Below are 19,067 nucleotides of genomic sequence, written 5' to 3' on the forward strand. Positions count from 1 at the left end.
ACGATTTTTTACACAAGCCAATCGTGCCACAGGATCCGGATATTGCAACACAGTCAAGCAGCTTTGTTAATTCGTTCCCCATGTTTCACTAGTTAACCTTGGTTGGCACCAAAGATTGTGCTGAATTTAACGTTCTAGCAACCCTGTTTTAGGGCTAAAAATCAGGGAATTCTTCTAAAAAGAGGATTGTTCTAGCATTCAATTCTGTGAAGAATAGGGGAAAAGAAATTTGATACTAAAAATCGCCTTTTTCGCCAACGCGTCCCTGTGGGGAAGGAATCACACTCACCATGTTCACAATCGACAAGTCGCACAAGCTCGACGATGTCTGCTATGACATCCGCGGCCCGGTGCATAAAGAGGCTCGCCGTCTCGAAGACGAAGGCCACCGCATTCTCAAGCTCAACATCGGCAACCCGGCCCCGTTCGGCTTTGATGCGCCAGAAGAGATCATCAAGGATGTGATCCTCAACATGCCGCTGAGCCAGGGCTACTGCGACTCCAAGGGGCTCTTCTCTGCCCGTAAAGCGGTGATGCAGTACTACCAGCAAAAAGGGATGCGCAAGGTCGATATCGACGACATCTACATCGGCAATGGCGCCAGCGAGCTGATCGTGATGGCGATGCAGGCGCTGCTCAACAATGGCGACGAGATGCTGGTGCCCTCCCCTGACTATCCGCTCTGGACCGCCGCCGTCACCCTCTCCGGTGGCCATGCAGTGCACTACCGCTGCGACGAGGGGGCTGACTGGTATCCGGATCTCGACGATATCCGCGCCCGCATTACCCCGCGCACCCGCGGCCTGGTGCTGATCAACCCCAACAACCCGACCGGTGCTGTCTACGGCAGCGAGTTCCTGCTGGAAGTGATCGAGATCGCCCGCCAGCACAACCTCATCATCTTCGCCGACGAGATCTACGACAAGATCCTCTACGACGATATCTCCCACACCAGCGTCTGCACCCTGTGCGACGATGTGATGGTGGTGACCTTCAACGGCCTCTCCAAGGCCTACCGTGCCTGCGGCTTCCGTCAGGGCTGGATGGTCATCACCGGTCCCAAGGGCCGTGCCCGCGGTTACATTGAAGGGCTGGAGATGCTGGCCTCCATGCGGCTGTGTGCCAACGTGCCGATGCAGCACGCCATCCAGACTGCGCTTGGCGGCTACCAGAGCATCAACGAGCTGATCCTGCCGGGTGGCCGCCTGCGCAAGCAGCGGGACAAGGCATGGGAGCTCTTGAACGAGATCCCCGGGGTATCCTGCGTCAAACCAAGGGGGGCGCTCTACATGTTCCCCCGCCTTGACCCCAAGGTGTATGACATCCGCGACGACCAGAAGATGGTGTTCGATCTGCTGCAGCAAGAAAAATTGCTACTGGTGCAGGGCACCGGCTTCAACTGGCCGGCGCCGGATCACTTCCGGCTGGTGTTCCTGCCCCGCGAAGAGGAGCTGGAGGATGCCATCGGTCGCCTCGCCCGCTTCCTCAAGGGCTACAAGCAGTAAGCAAGGCTCATGAAAAAGGCTCCCGCGGGAGCCTTTTGGTTATCTGTGGTTTTATCCGCGCCATCAGCCGTGCAGCAGGGCGCCAGCCACCAGCACCGCCATGGTGATGAGAGCGACCCCGATGATGAAGGGCAGCACCCAGCGCACGAAACGATCGTAGGGGATCTTGGCGAGCGCCAGCCCCGCCACCAGATGGGCGGCGGTGGGGGCAAACAGGTTGATCCAGCCGGAGGCAGACTGATAGGCCGTGATCACCAGATCCCGCGAGATGCCGGAGAAGTCAGCCAGCGGCCCCATCAGCGGCATGGAGACAGTCGCCAGCCCCGAGGTGGAGGGGATGAAGAAGCTCAGAATGATGTGCACCAGATAGGCCATCAGGATGAATACCGACGACGACAGTCCACTTACCAGCCCCTCGGCCCAGTGCAAAATGGTGTCGATGATGACGCCCTGCTCCATCACCACATAGATGCCGCGCGCCACCGCCACCACCAGTGCCACCCCGATGAGATCCCGAGCGCCGCTCAGGAAAGTCGCCACATAGTTGGACTCCGGCATCCGGTTGATCAGCGCAATCAGGATAGAGGCACTGAAGAACAGGGTGGAGAGCTCGTCAAACCACCAGCCAAAGGTGGGCAGCACGTCGATCCCTAAATCCGACCAGGGAACCACCGCATAGATCATCAGCAGGAAGGTGCCGAAGAAGACCAGCATGGTGAGCTTCTGCTTTCCGGTAAAGGCGAGGTTGCAGCTCTTCATCTGGGAGAACTCGTCGTCATAGACAATATCGGCCAGCACGGAGCGGGACTTGTCCTGCTGCACCTGCTTGGCGTAACGCATCACGAACCAGGAGGCGAAGATCACCAGCAGCAGCCACTGCACAACCCTAAGGCCAATCCCCTCACCGATGGGGATACCGGCAAAGCCCGAGGCGATACCGGTGGCAAACGGGTTGACGGTGGAGGCGAGCACCCCGACCCCGGAGCCAAGCAGGATGATCCCTGCCGCCACCATGCGATCGAAGCCCGCCGCCATCATCACCGGCACGATGAGTGCCCAGAAGGCCACCGTCTCCTCCGCCATGCCGAAGGTGGAGCCGCCGAGGGCAAACAGGGCGATCAGCACAGGAATTAGCAGCCGCTCACGCCCGGCAAAGCCGCGCACAATGGCCCCCACCCCGGCATCGAGCGCACCGCTTTGCATGGTCACCGCGAGAAAACCGCCGATGATGAGCACGAACAGCGCCACGTCGGCCGCCTTGTGAAAGCCCTGAATGGGGGCCTTGAGCACCTCGAATACCCCTTGCGGGTGGGCGGGTAACTCGGTGTAGCTGCCAGGCACCGGCAACAGCCGCTCGTCGCCGCTGTAATCGGCCACGGCCGCTGCCGCCACCGGCTGCTGGGTCTTGGCGGTGACATAGTCATATTTGCCCGCTGGCAGCACCCAGGTGAGGGCGGCCATCAGGGCGATGATGATAAAAAGCAGGGTATAGACAGTGGGAAGTTGGCGCTTCTTGGGCGCCTCGTTTGGAGTGGTCATAGCTTCCGTACCTCGGCAATGCCGTCTGTGATCCGATCAGCGCAAGACTAGCGGGTTTGATATGGGAAAAAGGTGATCGCTGATAATAAAATTCCGCAAACTAGCGGAATTTTTGCCAAAAAAACAGGGCCCCGCGGGGCCCTATTTTCACTTGAGTCAGACTCAGAGCTCGACCACGTCGAATTTCACGTCCGGATTTACATCCGCATCGTAATCGACCTCATCCAGACCAAAACCAAACAGGCGCAGGAACTCCTGTTTGTAGCCGGTGTAATCAGTCAGCTCGGAGAGATTCTCGCTGGTGATGGACGGCCACAGGTCGCGGCAGGTCTGCTGCACGTCTTCGCGCAGTTCCCAGTCATCCATGCGGATGCGAGCCTGATCGTCCAGCGCCATGTCGGACGCGTAGAGACGGGTGCGCATCATGCGATCTACCTGCTCCATGCAACCCTCGTGAATGCCCTTCTCCTTCATGATCTTGAAAGCCATGGAGATATAGAGCGGCATCACCGGAATGGCGGAAGAGGCCTGGGTCACCACGGATTTGAGCACGGCCACGTGAGCGGTGCCGCCCTTGGCAGCCAGATCGCCACGGATGGCGGCAGCGGCGCGGTCCAGATCTTCCTTGGCGCGGCCCAGAGTGCCATGCCAGTAGATTGGCCAGGTCAGATCGGTACCGATGTAGGAGTAGGCCACGGACTTGGCGCCGTCAGCCAGCACGCCGGCATCACGCAGGGCAGCCATCCACAGCTCCCAATCCTGACCGCCCATGACGGTGATGGTGTTCTGGATCTCTTCCTCGTTCGCCGGCTCGACGGTAGCGGTGATGATCTGATCCTTGTTGGTATCGATGGCGGTGGTGGTGTAGACCTCACCGATCGGTTTGAGGGCAGAGCGCACCACTTCGCCGGTTTCCGGCATCTTGCGCACCGGAGAGGCCAGGGAGTAGACAACCAGATCGATTTGACCCAGATCCTGCTTGATAAGCTCGATCACCTTGGCGCGGCACTCGTTGGAAAAGGCATCGCCGTTGACGCTCTTGGCGTAGAGGCCCGCCTCTTTGGCTGCCTTGTCGAAGGCGGCAGAGTTGTACCAGCCAGCGGTACCAGTCTTGGACTCGGTGCCCGCTTTTTCAAAGAAGACGCCGAGGGTGGCGGCGCCGCTACCGAAGGCAGCCGCAATCCGGGAGGCCAGGCCATAACCGGTGGAAGCGCCGATCACCAGCACCTTCTTGGGGCCATTCTCGATGGTGCCCTTGGCCTTGGTGTAAGCAATCTGGCGACGAACATTGGCTTCACAACCGACCGGATGAGTGGTGGTGCAGATAAAGCCGCGAACCTTGGGTTTGATGATCATATGGGGTCTCGGATCCGTTTAATGGATGAAATCGGGGCATAAGATACATCATCTTGCCGCGATAAGGTGCTCTGATGTGTTGAACTGCGGCAAAAATGGGCATCCGAAGGTGGCCATCATGGTCCATGCCATGGTGCCACCTCACGGCAACTAGCAGGCAATGCGGGTAATGTGGCCATCCTGCAGCTTATAGAAGGCATCTTGCGGCAACTCCTGTGACCAGGTCGCCTCATAGCCGAGATCGGCATAGACGCCGCGCAACATGGCACCGAGCAGACCGTGGGAGATAACGATGGCCCGCTCGGCGATCGCGGGATCCTGCAACCACAGGTGCGCCCGGCGCTGAATACTCTCGAAGCTCTCGGCCCCCGGTGCCTGCAGATACCAGTCCCCCTTGCCGGTATCGAGCTCGGGATGAGCGAGCCGCAGCGCCGGGATCTGGCAGCTCTCCCACTCCCCCATCCCCAGCTCCATCAAGCGATCGTCCCAGACAATGCGATCCGCCGTCAGCCCCAACTGCTCGCACACCAGCAGCGCAGTCTGACGGGCGCGACCGAGCGGGCTGGCATAGACGGTCCAGCGGGCGGGATCCGCCAACTCGTCGGCAAGCCGCCGCCCCATGGCAATAGCTTGCGCCTCACCCTTGTCGGTCAGATCGGAGTTGCAACGCCCCTGCAGACGCTGCTCGGCATTGAAGCGAGTCTGGCCATGGCGCAGCAGATAGATGAGTCGGGACATGATTTCTCCAGCACGTTCAGAGAGATAGAAAAACAAAGGGGGAAGATGATAGCAGATGAGCCCGAAGGATGGCCCAAACAGAGAGGCTAAAGCAGGCGTAAAAAACGGGTCAAGGCTGACCCGTTTGCTGCCAATTTGGCCAGAGTGTATCGGCTCAGCCCTTCTTGATCTCCCGCAGATAGCGGTAGATAGAGTGGACCGAGATCCCGAGCTGGCGCGCCGCAATCTGGGCACTGTCTTTTAACTCGAAGATCCCCATATCGTGCAGCTGGTTGACGATGACCCGTGTCTTCTGGGACGGGGGCACCGCCTCATTGCCACGCACCTCGGCACTGACGGTGTCGATAGTGCTGTTGAGCGCTTCGTCGATGTTGCGGGCAAACACCTCCGGGGTGGCATGACCATCGTGGCCGTGCAGGCACTCCGGCATCATGGTGCGCAGCACGGATTGCAGCGGGGCGTCCATGTCGGTGTTGATGCAGAGCAGACCGATGGCCTGCCCCTCGCCATTGCGAATGACGGTGGTGAGCGAGCGCAGCGTCTTGCCGGTGGCGCACTTGGTCATGTAGGGGCTGGAGATATCCTGCCCGCTCTTGAGTTTCATCATCGCCAGGTTGGTGATGGGGGCTCCGACGCTGCGCCCCGTGATATGGCCGTTGGCAATCTTGATGATCGACGGATTGCGCGCATCCAGGCTGTGCAGCAGCACCTCGGTGTGCTGACCATACATGGCGGCGATGCCGTCCACGATGATCTCCATCGCCTTGAGGATCTCGAAATCGGTCTGACTCAGCTCTTGCAGCTTCACATTGAAACCTTATAAAAGGGCCGCCGACCCGGGCAAGGGCGGCAGCCGACAGGGACACTCAGGCGGACATGATATCAATAATGGTGCTGTCTGTGGCAGACATGCCGTCTTTGACCATCTGGCCCACGTTGCGAATGGTCTGCTCCACGTTGCCCGCCACAATCCCCTGCCCCGACACAGCATGGCTGTTGAGCGCCATCAGGAAGCCGCGCACCGCCGCCCCGGAGGAGGTGCTCACCTTCATGGCGCAGGAGGCCTTGGCGCCATCGCACACCATGCCGGCGCTGTCGCTCAGCACGTTCTGGATGGCGTGGCAGGATTGCTCGAAACTGCCGCCCGCCAGATAGACCATGGCCATGGCGGCCGCCGCGCTGGTGACCGTGTTGCCACAAAAGGCCGACAGCGGCGGATAGTGGGACTTGATGTAGATGGCCCCCAGGTGGCTCATGATGAGGGCGCGGGCCAGCTGCTCTTCGCTGGCGCCAAAGCGCTCGGCGATGACCACCACCGGGATGGTGGCGGCGATGCCCTGGTTGCCGCTGCCAAAGTTGCTCATGGCCGGCAGGCTGGCGCCCCCCATGCGGGCATCGGAGGCCGCCGCGGTGCGCATCACGATGCGGTTCATCACGTCCTCGCCGATGAGGCCGGCCTGGATGTTCTGCTGCATGGTGCGGCCGATCTCGAGGCCGTAGGGGTTGTTCATCCCCTCGTCGGAGAGTTTGCCGTTGAGCTCGGAGGCCTGCAGGATAAAGCGGATCTGCTCGAACTCCACCTGGGTGGCGAACTCATGAATGGCGGCGATGCTGATGTCGACCCCGTCGCAGATGGCGCCGGTGGCGCCGCCCTGGCCCTGCTCGGCCGTGAAAGTCACTTCATCATTGCGGCGCTGCTCGACGATGCGGGTATGGCCGCCGCACAGGGTCACCTCGGCGCTGTGCTCGGTGCCCTCTGCATCAAGGCCCAGCAAGCGGACCCGGCAATAGATGAACTCGGGGGCCGAGGTGCGGCTCACCTGCACCTGGCCTGCATCGATCAACGCCTGCGCCTCTGCAACCTGAGCCGGCGTGATGGCGGCCAGCACCTCCAGCCCGGCCTCGGCGTTGCCGCCGATGGCGCCGGCGGCAGCGGCAATGGCCAGCCCGATCTTGCCGGTGCCCGGTACATAGACCCCCATGGAGTTCTTGTAGAGGTTGTCCGAGACCACCACCTCCAGCCGGACGGGCTTGCAGCCCAGTTGCCGGGCGGCGACGGCGGCGGCATAAGCGGCGGCGATGGGCTCGGTACAACCCAGCGCCGGTTTGACAACCTGTTGAATAATCTGCAGATACTGCTGCCACGCTTGCTTCATCAGAACACCCTTTCTATCAACATTAACCAGCGATGTGAGCGATCGCTTCCACTTCAACCCTGACACCCATCGGCAGATCCTTCACGGCAAAGCAGCTGCGGGCCGGACAATCTTTCAGGAAATAGCGTTTATAAACCTCGTTGAACGCGGCAAAATCACTGATCTCGGCGAGATAGCAGGTGGTCTTGAGCACGGTATCCAGGTTGCCGCCAGCGGCCTCCAAGACATGCTTGAGGTTCTCCAGCGCCTGACGGCTCTGGGCCTCGATGCCCCCTTCCACCACGCCGCCCTGCTGTTTGCACACCGGCAGCTGGCCAGAGGTAAAGATGAGGTCGCCATAGGCTGTGCCATGGCTGTAGGGACCGATAGCGTCAGGTGCCGCTGCTGCTGTGATGATGCGTTTCATATAGCCACTCCTGTTTGTGCAATTTTTTTTGCAATCATGAATCTCATTCCGTTCAACATTATTTGCTTTTTATTTTATCCGTTCAACAAAAAGATACAAAAATGGCGTTTAAAGGCACCTTTCGGCCTCAATATAAACCGTGATCACCATCCTGATTTGAACAAAAGTACTCTTATGGGCATTGTTTATGACAGTTTCATTCAACTATATTTGCGCCGCTTTCCCACATCCCTACAAAAAAGAAGGTTTTAATGGACGCGCATAGCACTACACTCGCCAGCCCCGTGATGGGCACGCTGGAATGGAAAGAAGCGGTTCGCTTCGACAGCACCGACTGGGGCTGGATCATCATGAGCATCGGCATGGCCATCGGCGCAGGGATCGTCTTCCTGCCGGTACAGGTGGGTCTGATGGGCTTGTGGGTCTTTCTGCTCTCGGCGGTGATCGGCTACCCCGCCATGTATATGTTCCAGCGCCTCTTTATCAACACCCTGGCCACCTCGCCGGAGTGCAAGGATTACCCCAGCGTCATCACCGGCTACCTTGGCAAGAACTGGGGTGTGCTGCTCGGCGCCCTCTACTTCGTGATGCTGGTGATCTGGGTCTTCGTCTACTCCACCGCCATCACCAATGACAGCGCCTCCTTCCTGCAGAGCTTCGGCGTCACCGACGGCCTGCTCTCCGAAAACCCGCTCTACGGTCTGGTGCTGATCTGCGGTCTGGTGGCACTGGCCTCGCGCGGCGAGAACCTGCTGTTCAAGATCTCCACCTTTATGGTGCTGACCAAGATCAGCGTGGTGGCGGTGCTCGGCCTGATGATGGTGGACAAGTGGGATGCGGCCAACATCACCGCCATGCCCGCTGCCGGTGACTGGATGAAGGATGCCATCATCATGCTCCCCTTCACCCTCACCTCCATCCTCTTTATCCAGAGCCTGAGCCCCATGGTGATCTCCTATCGCTCGAGGGAAAAGTCGCTGGAAGTGGCTCGCTTCAAGGCGATGCGCGCCATGAATATCGCCTTCGGCATCCTGTTCGTGGTGGTGTTCTTCTACGCGGTCTCCTTCACTCTTGCCATGGGCCACGATCAGGCGGTTAAAGCCTCCGAGGAGAACATCTCTGCGCTGGCCATGGTGGCGCAGGGGATGCCCGGCCAGACCCTCAAGCTCCTGAGCCTCACCCTCAACATCTTCGCGGTGATGACCGCCTACTTCGGCGTTTACCTCGGTTTCCGTGAAGCCTGTCAGGGTCTGGCGATGAACCTGCTGCGCCGGGTGCTGCCGGAAAACCGCATCAACAAGGGATTGGTGGGTAAGGGCATCATGGTGTTTACCGTCATGCTCTCCTGGGGTGCCATCGTGCTCAACGCACCTGTACTGAGCTTCACCTCCATCTGCAGCCCCATCTTCGGCATGGTGGGCTGTCTCATCCCGGCCTATCTGGTCTATCAGGTGCCGGCGCTGCACAAGTACAAGGGCACCTCCCTCTACATCATCATCGTCACCGGCCTGCTGCTCTGTGTCTCGCCCTTCCTGGCGTTCAACTGATCGGTTTCCCCTTATCGACCACGGGTCACCTTCGGGTGGCCCGTTTTCTATTGGTGCGGCTGACGGCGCCCCGCCCGGAAGTAAAAAGCCAAGGGGATCACAACTTGCAACCGGCCATCACCCAAGAGAGGCCGCTCGGAGTACTATTCAGGCAACACGACTCACGCCCGCACTCAGGTATCGAGGCTTAACATGAAATGGATTTTCAACCCCGCCATCCGGCTGGGCAATCAGCTCTCCTTCAAATACAAATTCCTGCTCTGGTCCTGCCTGATGCTGCTGCCACTAGCCTACAGTATGGCCAATCTGCTGGGGCGGCTGCAGGATGACAACGTCCAGGCCAACCGCGAGCTGGCGGGAGTGATCAATCTCGCCCCCGTGCCCGCTATCGAGCAGGCCCTGATCACCCATCGCAATCTGGTGACCCGTCACGCCCATGAGGTGGATCCGGTCGGTGATGATCAGGTCAAGGCTGCCGCACAAGCCGTTGATCAGAGCCTGCAAGCCTTTGCCGACACCCGCCAGAACAACCCCTCCTTTGAGGTGATCCAGCAGGGCTGGGCCGCCCTGCAGAGTGAAGCGGGCAAGCTGGAGGTGGAGCAGAGCAACCTGCGCCACGACAAGCTGCTGACCGAGGTGCGCCACCTCTACAAGCACATCACAGCCAGCAGCAGCCTGATCCAGGATCCGGCGCTCGGTACCTACTACATGGTGATCCTCGCCAGTGAGCGGTTGCCGCAGCTGCGCGACCTGCTGGCTCAGGTGCGGGATCGCGCCGCCACCATCGCCGATTTCGGCCTGTTTCAGGCAGAGGGCTACAGCGGCCTGCGTTTTCGTCTTGATCTTATCAGCGCCACCCTGCAGGAGCTGGAGGCCGATCTGACCCTGCTCTACCAGATTGAACCGGCCTACCGCGCCGAGCTGGGTCAGCAGACCGATGCTCTGATACAGCTGGTGCGTCAGGGGGTCGAGACCATGGAAAACAAGATGATGAAGGATCAGCTGGTACAGCTCTCCACCAAGGAGGTGCAGGCACTGGGGGATAAACTGGACGAGGCCATCACCGCGCTGGCAGGCCAGGTACGCCAGCGGCTGGAGGCCGACCTGCATCAGCGGCTAGCCGCCAACCAACGCCACTTCTGGTGGGTCACAGCGCCGCTGACCGCCAGCTTGCTGCTCTACCTCTACCTGATGATCGGCGCCTATCTCTCCCTGCACGACACCGTAGGGCGGGTGCGTGATATCGCTGCCCGGGTCAACGCCCAGGATCTCAGCCAGCATATCGAGATCGTTGGTCAGGACGAGTTGGCGGCCATCAGCCGGGATTACAACGTGACCCTGGAGACCCTGCGCACCCTGATGCTGCGGGTGCGGGAAAATGGCGTCACCGTGGTGGAGAGCGCCACCGAGATCGAAGCGCGCACCTGCCGCTCGCAGGAGGTGATTGCCGATCAACAAGGGGAGACCCATCAGGTCGCTACCGCCATCAAGGAGCTGGCCGCCACCTCACAAGACATGGCGGGCAACGCCCTGCAAGCCGCCCGCATGACCCAGGAGGCACAGAACGTGGTCGGTCAGGGCGAGGATGTGGTGGAGCGCACCATCAAGGCCATCGACCATATCAACCGCGAAGTGCTGCGCACCGCCGACACCATCGGCCAACTGGAGCAGCAGTGCAGCCAGATTGGCGGCGTCATCAGCGTGATCCGCGGCATCGCCGAACAGACCAACCTGCTGGCCCTCAACGCCGCCATCGAAGCGGCCCGGGCCGGTGAGCAGGGTCGCGGCTTTGCGGTGGTGGCCGACGAGGTGCGATCTCTTGCCAACCGCACCCAAGGGGCTACCGTCGAGATCCAGCAGATGATTGAACAGCTGCAATCCGGCGCCCGCGCCTCGGTCACCGCCATGTCGGCGGCCAGCCATGAAGCGCAGGAGGGGGTCGGGCTGGCGCAGGAGGCAAAGCAGGCTTTTGGCGCCATCACCGAGAAGGTGGATCGAATGGTCGATACCAACGCCATCATCGCCAGCGCCATCGAGCAGCAGGGCGCAGTGGTCAACGAGATCGAACGCAACGTGGTGCGCATCTCCGATGGCAGCGACGAGGCGTTGCAAGTGGCCAACGCCGCCCGCGATGCCGCCCGCCAGATCCACCAGCTCACCGAACAGCTGCGCGCCATGGTACAGAGCTTCGTGCTGTAACAGAGCGCTGACAAGCCGGGCTCAACGTGAGCCCGGCATTATCCCGGTCTCGCATCTCCCGACAACATCTAGGTTGAGCGGATCATTCAGAAAATCGCAGCTCCCACTTGCCGGGCAAACGCCAACAAAGTAGTCTCGAACGAAAACAAAATGCGGCATTCCCGACACGCACTCTCGATGATGTCGAGGGAAACCAAGCCACCTGCGAGCCACAGATTAAAACCAGCGTCACGTCATCTATCACCCGCTTCAAGCGAGGATTTACCCATGGCCAGATACCAGTTTTTTACCATTCCGGCGTCCAATCGGCAGCAATACACCTTTATCGACATGGCATCTCCGACTTTTCTGAGTGAAAAGGCGGCACTGCTGACCCAAGGATTCGAGGTGGAGGAGGACTTTATTGACGCGACCAGTCCACGGGAGGCCGTCGAGAAGTACCAATCCAATTTTCTCTATGTGGCGGATGAGATAGGCAAGTCCGATAGCAGCTACGCCGCGGCCGTCGCCATGCTGGAGATTGGCAAGGGGTTATTTGGCAATAAAACCCGCCGAGATTAGGTGCAGCGGTAAAGAGTGGTGGCCATCGTGGCAACGCGCCCGATGGCCATATGGCAAGACATCAATTCGGTAAGTCAGAAGCGCCCCAGCTGCTGGAGCATCTCGATCAGCTCCTCTTCGCTGCTCGGCTCATAGGCCAGCTGAAGGCTCGGCGCGGCGCCTCCCATCAGCATGTAGACGTTGGTGCTGCAGTGGTCGTAGTGATACCACTTACCGTCGATACAGACGTCGGTATAGCATCTCGGGTCCCTTTTCAGTTCCATATACACATCCTTTTGTTACATCCCATCAACATCACTTCTGACCGTAAAATAACCACCGAGGTTCACGCTTGATGCAGATCAAGGGAAGCGACTGAAAGGGACAGATATCAGCCAGATCTGTGGCCTGCGGATGCCCCGAGCCACCATAGTTATCCGAATGAAGACAGGCCGAGTGCCCCGTCATATCGCCGGATGATCCCCGGTAACAAAAACGGCGCCCGCAGGCGCCGTTTTTCATTTTCCCTCAAAAGCGAGGGGCAAACATAAGGCTTATTCGTCTTCCAGATAGGCGTAGCCTTGCAGGCCCAGCTCCAGCTCGTCGAGCAGGGCTTTGCGAGTGGCATCGTCCAGCGCCGGGTGAGCGGCGATCCGCTGGTAGTTTTCGCGGATCACGGACGGGTCGATGTTGACGTAACGCAGCAGCTGGTCGACGGTGTCGCCACGCACCACGTTGCGAATGTCCATCTTGCCCTCTTCGTCCAGCCACACTTCCGCGCAGTGGGTGTCACCGAACAGGTTGTGCAGATCGCCGAGGATCTCCTGATAGGCACCGACCAGGAAGAAGCCGACGTGGCACTCTTCGTTTTCGCCATAAACCGGCATCGGCAGGGTGCTCTCGACCCCCAGACCGTCAACATAGTGCTCGACCTGACCGTCGGAGTCACAGGTAATATCCATCAGGATACCGCGACGGCTAAGCGGACGATCGAGGCCGGCCAGCGGCATCACCGGGAATACCTGACCGATACCCCAGGCATCCGGCAGGGACTGGAACAGAGAGAAGTTGGCAAAGCACTTGTCCGCAAGCTTTTCACTCAGTTCGTCAGCCAGCGCACGGTGGTTGCGGTTGACCGGGTTGAGCATCTCTTTGAGCGCCAGACAGGTGTTCTGGTGCAGCATCTCGGCCCAGGCACGCTGTTCAAGGTTCAAGAGGCCCATGGTGTACTGGGTATTCACGTCACCCAGATCGGCAACCGAGTCGTGGAAGATCTCCAGCAGGGAGGGATCTTCGCTGCGCAGATCCAGCCAGCCTTTCCACATGTTCTGCAGAATGGTCGGAGCATCTTCGTCCGGCGCGCTGATGTCGTTCATCTCCACACCTTCGGCACCAATGATATTGGTGACCAGCACGGCGTGGTGGGCAGTCAGGGCACGGCCGGACTCGCTGATGATGGTCGGGTGCGGCAGATCGAACTCGCGGCAGACATCGCCGATGCCCCATACCACGTTATTGGCGTACTCGGAGAGGCTGTAGTTGGCGGAGCAGTGGCTCTGGGAACGGGTTCCCTCGTAGTCCACCCCCAGGCCACCACCGACGTCCACGACTTCGATGTTGGCACCGAGGCGACGCAGTTCAGCGTAGAAACGGCCGCACTCGCGGATGCCGCCCTGAATGTCGCGGATATTGGCGATCTGGGAACCCAGATGGAAGTGCAGCAGTTGCAGGCAATCCAGCTTGCCCAGCCCGCGCAGACGCTCGATCAGCGCCAGGATCTGGGAGGCGGAGAGACCAAATTTGGACATGGAGCCACCGCTCGATTCCCACATGCCGGAGCCGGTGGAGGCGAGCTTGGCACGCACCCCGATGTTGGGCTTGATGTTGAGACGAGCTGACTCGTCCAGCACCATTTCCAGCTCGGAGGGCTTCTCCACCACGATGTAGACCTTGTGGCCCATCAGGTTGCCCAAGAGGGCGTGGCGGATATATTCGCGGTCTTTGTAACCGTTGCAGACGATCACCGAGCCTTGCTCATGGTGATGGGACAGCACGGCAAGCAGTTCCGGTTTGGAACCAGCTTCCAGGCCAAGCCGGGGCTTGTCGCTGTAGGACTGGCTGATGGTCTCGATGACACGACGCTGCTGGTTTACCTTGATCGGGTAAACGCAGAGGTAGTCCCCTTCATAGCCAGACTTCTCGATGGCCTGACCAAAGGCGTTGAACAGCGCATCGACCCGACTCTTGAGGATGTCAGGGAAGCGCAGCAACACGGGGGTGGTCAGCCCGGACTGACGCAACTGTTCGATGGCGTCAGAGAGCACGATATGCGCGTCAGGGCGTGATTTGTCGGGGGCGACGGTCACATGACCGGCGTCATTGATATTGAAAAAACCCGCACCCCAGTAGGGAACGTTGTAGACCTTCAAGGAGTCCTTGCTGGACCAGTTAGTCATGGGCTATGCCTCGCAAATGAGCGACCCAAAGTCGCCTTCGTTACCCTCAATCACATCCAGACCATCTAGTGCAGAGTACGGCGAGCGCTGCTATCACGAGACGCAGCCACCCAAACCAACCCTTTGCACATCGCGGCAAGCCAGAGGCTGCCTGGTGGATCTTGGGGAAGTAACGAGTCTTGATGTGGGGCTGGTGGCTTTACATCAAGCTCAACGGTATGCGGTGCCACTATGCCGTAGCGCCGCGGTACTTTGATGACAGACGACATCAGCCACGCCGTCAGTTCATCATTCGGCAGCGATCCCGACAGAAGGAGAGGGTTCCAAGGAAGAGAAGCGAAGGCGCCAGCACGCATGCGTGTTGATAGACGACAACAACCACAGCCCACCTCACCATCAGTGACCGCCCATGACAAGGGAAGATGATGAGCCGGTGGCCCACTCGGTCAAATGAAGGATGAGAGTCTGTTGTTCTCCCTGATACCGGAGCCTAACCGGTATTAAAGAAACCATTCCCCAGCAGTGTCTGTCGTTTCTGCGTGCCTCGCCCTATAGGCGTATGATCGGTCGGGTTTCTGGCGGCTCTGCCTGCTTCAGGGTTGCCCTTGGATCGGCGCGGAGTGTACACACTTACCGCGGGCAGTGACAATAAAAAATAGTGTTCAAAATCCCCTTTTAATAAGTCGATCAAATCTTGCTGGCGGGCAGGCGGGCTCTGGGATGGCGCAGGTTATGCGACAGCCCGGTTTCCCCTTGAAAAGTATGTGAAAACGCCATGATTGGGCTGACGCCTTGCTGTGCGGTCGCTGAGGGGAATTTGGTCGCCACCGCCAGCGCCTAAATATCGCAATAAATGCCACATTTATGCGATCTCCCTCCCGGACGTTGCCCCGCGCGCCGCACATTCGCCGCTCTTCCCTTGCGTCAAAAAATGGGAAAAACCTGCGCTGACGCAATGAGTGCCCCGCACGGATTGGCCACAATGACCGCTCACAATCGGTTAGAGGCTGACTAATGGATACCCTGCTTGAGCGTTTTCTGCGTTACGTAACTTTTCATACCCGCTCCGATGAGACCAATCCAGCCTGCCCCAGCAGCGAAGGCCAACTGATCTTTGCCCGTGCCCTGCAAGAAGAGATGAAGGCGCTGGGGCTAACCCGGGTCACCCTGGATGAGCACGGCTACCTCACCGGCTGCCTGCCGGGCAACCAGCCGGACGCCCCCGCTATCGGCCTGATTGCCCACATGGACACCGCCGACTACGAGGCGGAGCACGTAGTACCGCAAATCATCGAAAACTATCAGGGCGGCGACATCTGCCTTGGCAAGGGTGACGAGGTGCTCGCCATTCGTGACTACCGCTTCCTGAAAAACTACCTGGGTCAGGATCTCATCACCACCGACGGCACCACCCTGCTTGGTGCCGACGACAAGGCGGGCATCGCCGAGATCCTCACTACCATCGACCACCTGCAGGCCCACCCCGAGATCCCCCGCGGCGATATTTGGGTCGGCTTTACTCCGGATGAGGAGATTGGCCGTGGCGCCAACCTGTTCCCGCTGGAGAGATTCCCGGTCAAGTGGGCCTATACCGTGGATGGCGGCGAACTGGGCGAGCTGGAGTATGAAAATTTCAACGCCGCCAGCGCCACGGTTCGTTTTATCGGCAATAACGTCCACCCCGGCACCGCCAAGGGGAGCATGATCAACAGCCAAACCCTGGCCGCCCGCTTCCACGCCGCCATGCCAGCCGACGAGACCCCGGAGTGCACCGACGGGTATGAGGGCTTCTTCCATCTGGCCCAGATGAGCGGCACCGTGGAGGAGAGCACCCTGCACTACATCATCCGTGACTTCGACGACGAGCACTTCGCCGCGCGCAAAGCCGAGATGCAGAACCGGGTGGCCGCCCTGCAGGCCGAGTATCCGAAGGCCCGCATCGAGCTGACCCTGACCGACAGCTACCGTAACATGCGCAGCCAGATCGAGCCGCACATGCATATCGTCGAGCTCGCCAAGGCCGCCATGGAGGCCGCCGACGTGGTGCCGAAGATCAAGCCCATTCGCGGCGGTACCGATGGCGCCCGTCTCTCCTTTATGGGTCTGCCCTGCCCCAACCTCTTCACCGGAGGCCACAACTTCCACGGCAAGCACGAGTTCATCCCGCTGCAATCCATGGAGAAATCGGTCGCCACCCTGGTGGAGCTGGTGCGCCTCACCGCGGCTTGGCGCGGCTAATCGAGTCGCTATCCTTACCACGACCACCGAGGGGGGGAGCCGGTTAACCGGCTCCCCCCTTGCTATCTGGCCATCACCCATCAAGAAAGGGAAACCGGGGAGGGTCGCTCAGGAGCAACTGGCCGCCGCTGCCATCAAACTGTCATCCCGCTGACATGTCGCGGGAACAGTGTCACATCATGCTGGGAGCAACGGATCGCCGGAGCCCCCCAGATGTTCACTATCGATACCCTGCTGACCCAGCACTTCCCCCGCCTGCTTGGCTACCCCCTGCTCACCCCGCTGTTAAAGCGGCTGCTGGGCTGGCTGCTCAACGAACGTGCCTTTGCCGACTTTGCCGCCCGCTACCCGCACCTGCGCGGCCTCGACTTTGTCGAGCAGGCGCTGACCCAGCTCGATTTCGACTATCGGGTCAGCGAGGCGCAGCTGGAGCATATTCCCGCCAGCGGCCGGGTCATTCTAGTCGCCAACCACCCCATCGGCTCGCTGGACGGACTGGCGCTGCTGCAACTGCTCGGCCGCATCCGCCCCGATGTGAAGATCGTCGCCAACCAGCTGCTGGCCCAGCTCGCGCCGCTGCGCCCTTTGCTATTGCCGGTGGACAATATGGAGGGCAAGACCGATCGACAGGCCATCCTCGCCATGAACGAACACCTCGCCCATGAAGGGGCACTGGTGATCTTCCCCGCAGGCGAAGTCTCGCGGCTTGGCCTCAAGGGGGTGAAAGATGGCCCCTGGCAGGCAGGCTTTATCAAGCTGGCCCAGCGCACCCGCACCCCGCTGGTGCCCATCCATCTGGGAGGGCGCAACAGCCTCTGGTTCTATCTCGCCTCCTGGCTCAACAAGCCCGCCTCCGCCCTATTGCTGGTGCGCCAGCTGTTTCGCCAGCAGGGGCAGACCCTGCCGGTGACCATAGGAGCGCGCATTCCGCTCGGCAGTTTTCAGGAGCTGCCCGCCAAGACGGCGGCGCGGCTGGTGCGCAACCACCTCTACCGGATTGGCCGTGGCAAGGCGGGACGGCTGCAGACCGAGGCCCCCATCGCCCTGCCGGGGGATCGCCGCCAGCTCAAACAGGCCATCGAAAGCTGCGAACAGCTCGGCACCACCCCGGATGGTCAGGGGATCTACCTCTACCGCCGCCACGAACTGAGCCACTCGGTGATCCTGCGCGAGCTGGGGCGACTGCGGGAGATCGCCTTTCGCGCAGTGGGGGAAGGGTCTGGCAAGCGGCGGGATCTCGATGGTTTTGACAACGACTATCACCACCTGATCCTCTGGGATCCGGCCCGACTCGACATTATCGGCGCCTACCGCTTTGCCCCGGTGGCGGAGCTGCTGGCCAGCAAGGGGAAGGATGGCCTCTACAGCCACACCCTGTTCGGCTTTGAGGATAAGTTGCTGCCCCGGCTGGAGCAGGCTATCGAGCTTGGCCGCAGCTTTATCCAGCCCGCCTACTGGGGCAAGCGGGGGCTCGATTATCTCTGGTTCGGCATCGGTGCCTATCTGGCCCGCTATCCCCGCTACCGCTACCTGTTTGGCCCGGTGTCGCTCTCCGGCAGCCTGCCGCCGGCGGCCAAGGATCTGCTGGTGAGCTTCTACCGCCAGCACTTTGCCCCCGAGCTGGCGCTGGCCCCCTCCCGCCGTCCCTACCCCGAGACGCAGCCTCTGTTCGAAGGGGTGGATTACGGCGCCGATCTCAAAGCACTCAAGGCCCGTCTCGACAATCTGGGCTGCGCCATCCCCACCCTCTACAAGCAGTACTCCGAGCTGTGCGAGCCGGGCGGGGTGCAATTTATGGACTTTGGTATCGACCCCGACTTCAACCACTGCATCGATGGCCTGGTGTGGGTCGATGTGAGCCGCATCAAGCCCCACAAGCGGGCCCGCTATATCGGCAGTCATCTGGCCGAGCCGCGCTCATAGCCCTGCAGGCGCCAGGCAAACAGCCAAAGGCAAAAAAGGAGAGAGAGGCCATCGCCTCCCTCTCCTTTAGCTCTCATGCTCAGCACCTTTTCGAGGCGCTCGGCCCATCTGGCGTTACTCGGCAGCCTTGCGATCCGAGTGGCCGAGATCCCGCTCAGGGGCGATAACATCGCGCACCCGCTGCTTGATCTCCTTGGCCTCGGGGAAGCCGTCATCGACCACCCGATCCCACACCTGCACCCCGTTCACCAGAATGCGGAACTCCCCCTTGCTGGCCGGCACCAGCGCCACCTCCCCCAGATCGCTGTCAAAGGTGGAAAGCAGCTCCTGCGCCAGCCAGGCGGCGCGCAGCATCCAGCGACAGAGGGTGCAGTAGCGGATTTCGATGCGGGGTTTGCTGATCAGGGTTTCAGACTCGGTCATGAGTGACTCCATAAAAAAGCGGCCAATGGCGGGAAATGGCG

General features: G+C 60.4%; 15 protein-coding genes. 6 read left to right on the forward strand and 9 right to left on the reverse strand.

Annotated features, from left to right (window positions below; all coding sequences use genetic code 11):
* Window positions 1-290: 290 nt before the first annotated feature.
* The gene (locus I6L44_RS10000; protein WP_042058000.1) at window positions 291-1,505 is read left to right on the forward strand and encodes a pyridoxal phosphate-dependent aminotransferase; all 1,215 of its coding nucleotides are present in this window, start codon (window positions 291-293) and stop codon (window positions 1,503-1,505) included.
* Between the two features lie 63 nt (window positions 1,506-1,568).
* On the opposite strand, the gene I6L44_RS10005 is transcribed toward I6L44_RS10000, so the two are convergent.
* The 6 genes from I6L44_RS10005 to I6L44_RS10030 form a co-directional block, all read right to left on the reverse strand.
* On the reverse strand, window positions 1,569-3,044 hold the full coding sequence (locus I6L44_RS10005; protein WP_216951716.1) for a YfcC family protein: 1,476 nt from the start codon (window positions 3,042-3,044) through the stop codon (window positions 1,569-1,571).
* A gap of 162 nt (window positions 3,045-3,206) precedes the next feature.
* On the reverse strand, window positions 3,207-4,400 hold the full coding sequence (gene fabV / locus I6L44_RS10010) for an enoyl-ACP reductase FabV (protein WP_005361765.1): 1,194 nt from the start codon (window positions 4,398-4,400) through the stop codon (window positions 3,207-3,209).
* Between the two features lie 150 nt (window positions 4,401-4,550).
* On the reverse strand, window positions 4,551-5,138 hold the full coding sequence (locus I6L44_RS10015; protein ID WP_216951717.1) for a histidine phosphatase family protein: 588 nt from the start codon (window positions 5,136-5,138) through the stop codon (window positions 4,551-4,553).
* A gap of 154 nt (window positions 5,139-5,292) precedes the next feature.
* A complete protein-coding gene (locus I6L44_RS10020; protein WP_216951718.1) occupies window positions 5,293-5,946 on the reverse strand; it encodes a transcriptional regulator in 654 nt (217 codons plus the stop codon).
* A gap of 58 nt (window positions 5,947-6,004) precedes the next feature.
* A complete protein-coding gene (locus tag I6L44_RS10025; protein ID WP_005299458.1) occupies window positions 6,005-7,294 on the reverse strand; it encodes a serine dehydratase subunit alpha family protein in 1,290 nt (429 codons plus the stop codon).
* 22 nt (window positions 7,295-7,316) lie between these two features.
* Window positions 7,317-7,700, reverse strand: a complete 384-nt coding sequence (locus I6L44_RS10030) for a Rid family detoxifying hydrolase (protein WP_216951719.1) — start codon at window positions 7,698-7,700, stop codon at window positions 7,317-7,319.
* 251 nt (window positions 7,701-7,951) lie between these two features.
* On the opposite strand from I6L44_RS10030, the gene I6L44_RS10035 reads away from it, so the two are divergent.
* The 3 genes from I6L44_RS10035 to I6L44_RS10045 all read left to right on the forward strand — a co-directional run bounded on the left by I6L44_RS10035 (window position 7,952) and on the right by I6L44_RS10045 (window position 12,007).
* Window positions 7,952-9,247 carry an amino acid permease gene (locus tag I6L44_RS10035; RefSeq protein WP_021229327.1) on the forward strand — a complete coding sequence of 432 codons (1,296 nt, stop codon included), beginning with the start codon at window positions 7,952-7,954 and terminating at the stop codon, window positions 9,245-9,247.
* A 192-nt stretch (window positions 9,248-9,439) separates the two neighbouring features.
* The gene (locus I6L44_RS10040) at window positions 9,440-11,446 is read left to right on the forward strand and encodes a methyl-accepting chemotaxis protein (protein WP_216951720.1); all 2,007 of its coding nucleotides are present in this window, start codon (window positions 9,440-9,442) and stop codon (window positions 11,444-11,446) included.
* Window positions 11,447-11,713: 267 nt separating this feature from the next.
* A complete protein-coding gene (locus tag I6L44_RS10045) occupies window positions 11,714-12,007 on the forward strand; it encodes a hypothetical protein (RefSeq protein WP_088869480.1) in 294 nt (97 codons plus the stop codon).
* 74 nt (window positions 12,008-12,081) lie between these two features.
* Here the strand turns inward: I6L44_RS10045 and I6L44_RS10050 are convergent, their stop codons facing one another.
* Entirely contained in the window at window positions 12,082-12,270 is a 189-nt protein-coding gene (locus I6L44_RS10050) for a hypothetical protein (protein ID WP_005334402.1), read from the reverse strand.
* A 270-nt stretch (window positions 12,271-12,540) separates the two neighbouring features.
* Entirely contained in the window at window positions 12,541-14,442 is a 1,902-nt protein-coding gene (speA, locus tag I6L44_RS10055) for a biosynthetic arginine decarboxylase (protein ID WP_005344160.1), read from the reverse strand.
* Window positions 14,443-15,456: 1,014 nt separating this feature from the next.
* On the opposite strand from speA, the gene pepT reads away from it, so the two are divergent.
* On the forward strand, window positions 15,457-16,680 hold the full coding sequence (gene pepT / locus I6L44_RS10060) for a peptidase T (protein WP_216951721.1): 1,224 nt from the start codon (window positions 15,457-15,459) through the stop codon (window positions 16,678-16,680).
* A gap of 213 nt (window positions 16,681-16,893) precedes the next feature.
* Window positions 16,894-18,603, forward strand: coding sequence for a lysophospholipid acyltransferase family protein (locus I6L44_RS10065; protein ID WP_216951722.1), 1,710 nt, complete (start codon window positions 16,894-16,896; stop codon window positions 18,601-18,603).
* 114 nt (window positions 18,604-18,717) lie between these two features.
* Here the strand turns inward: I6L44_RS10065 and I6L44_RS10070 are convergent, their stop codons facing one another.
* Window positions 18,718-19,026: a SelT/SelW/SelH family protein gene (locus I6L44_RS10070; RefSeq protein ID WP_005344153.1), complete on the reverse strand. Its 309-nt coding sequence runs from the start codon at window positions 19,024-19,026 to the stop codon at window positions 18,718-18,720.
* Window positions 19,027-19,067: the final 41 nt, after the last annotated feature.

This window comes from Aeromonas sp. FDAARGOS 1414 (genome assembly GCF_019047065.1).
Taxonomy (GTDB): Bacteria; Pseudomonadota; Gammaproteobacteria; order Enterobacterales; family Aeromonadaceae; genus Aeromonas; species Aeromonas veronii_A.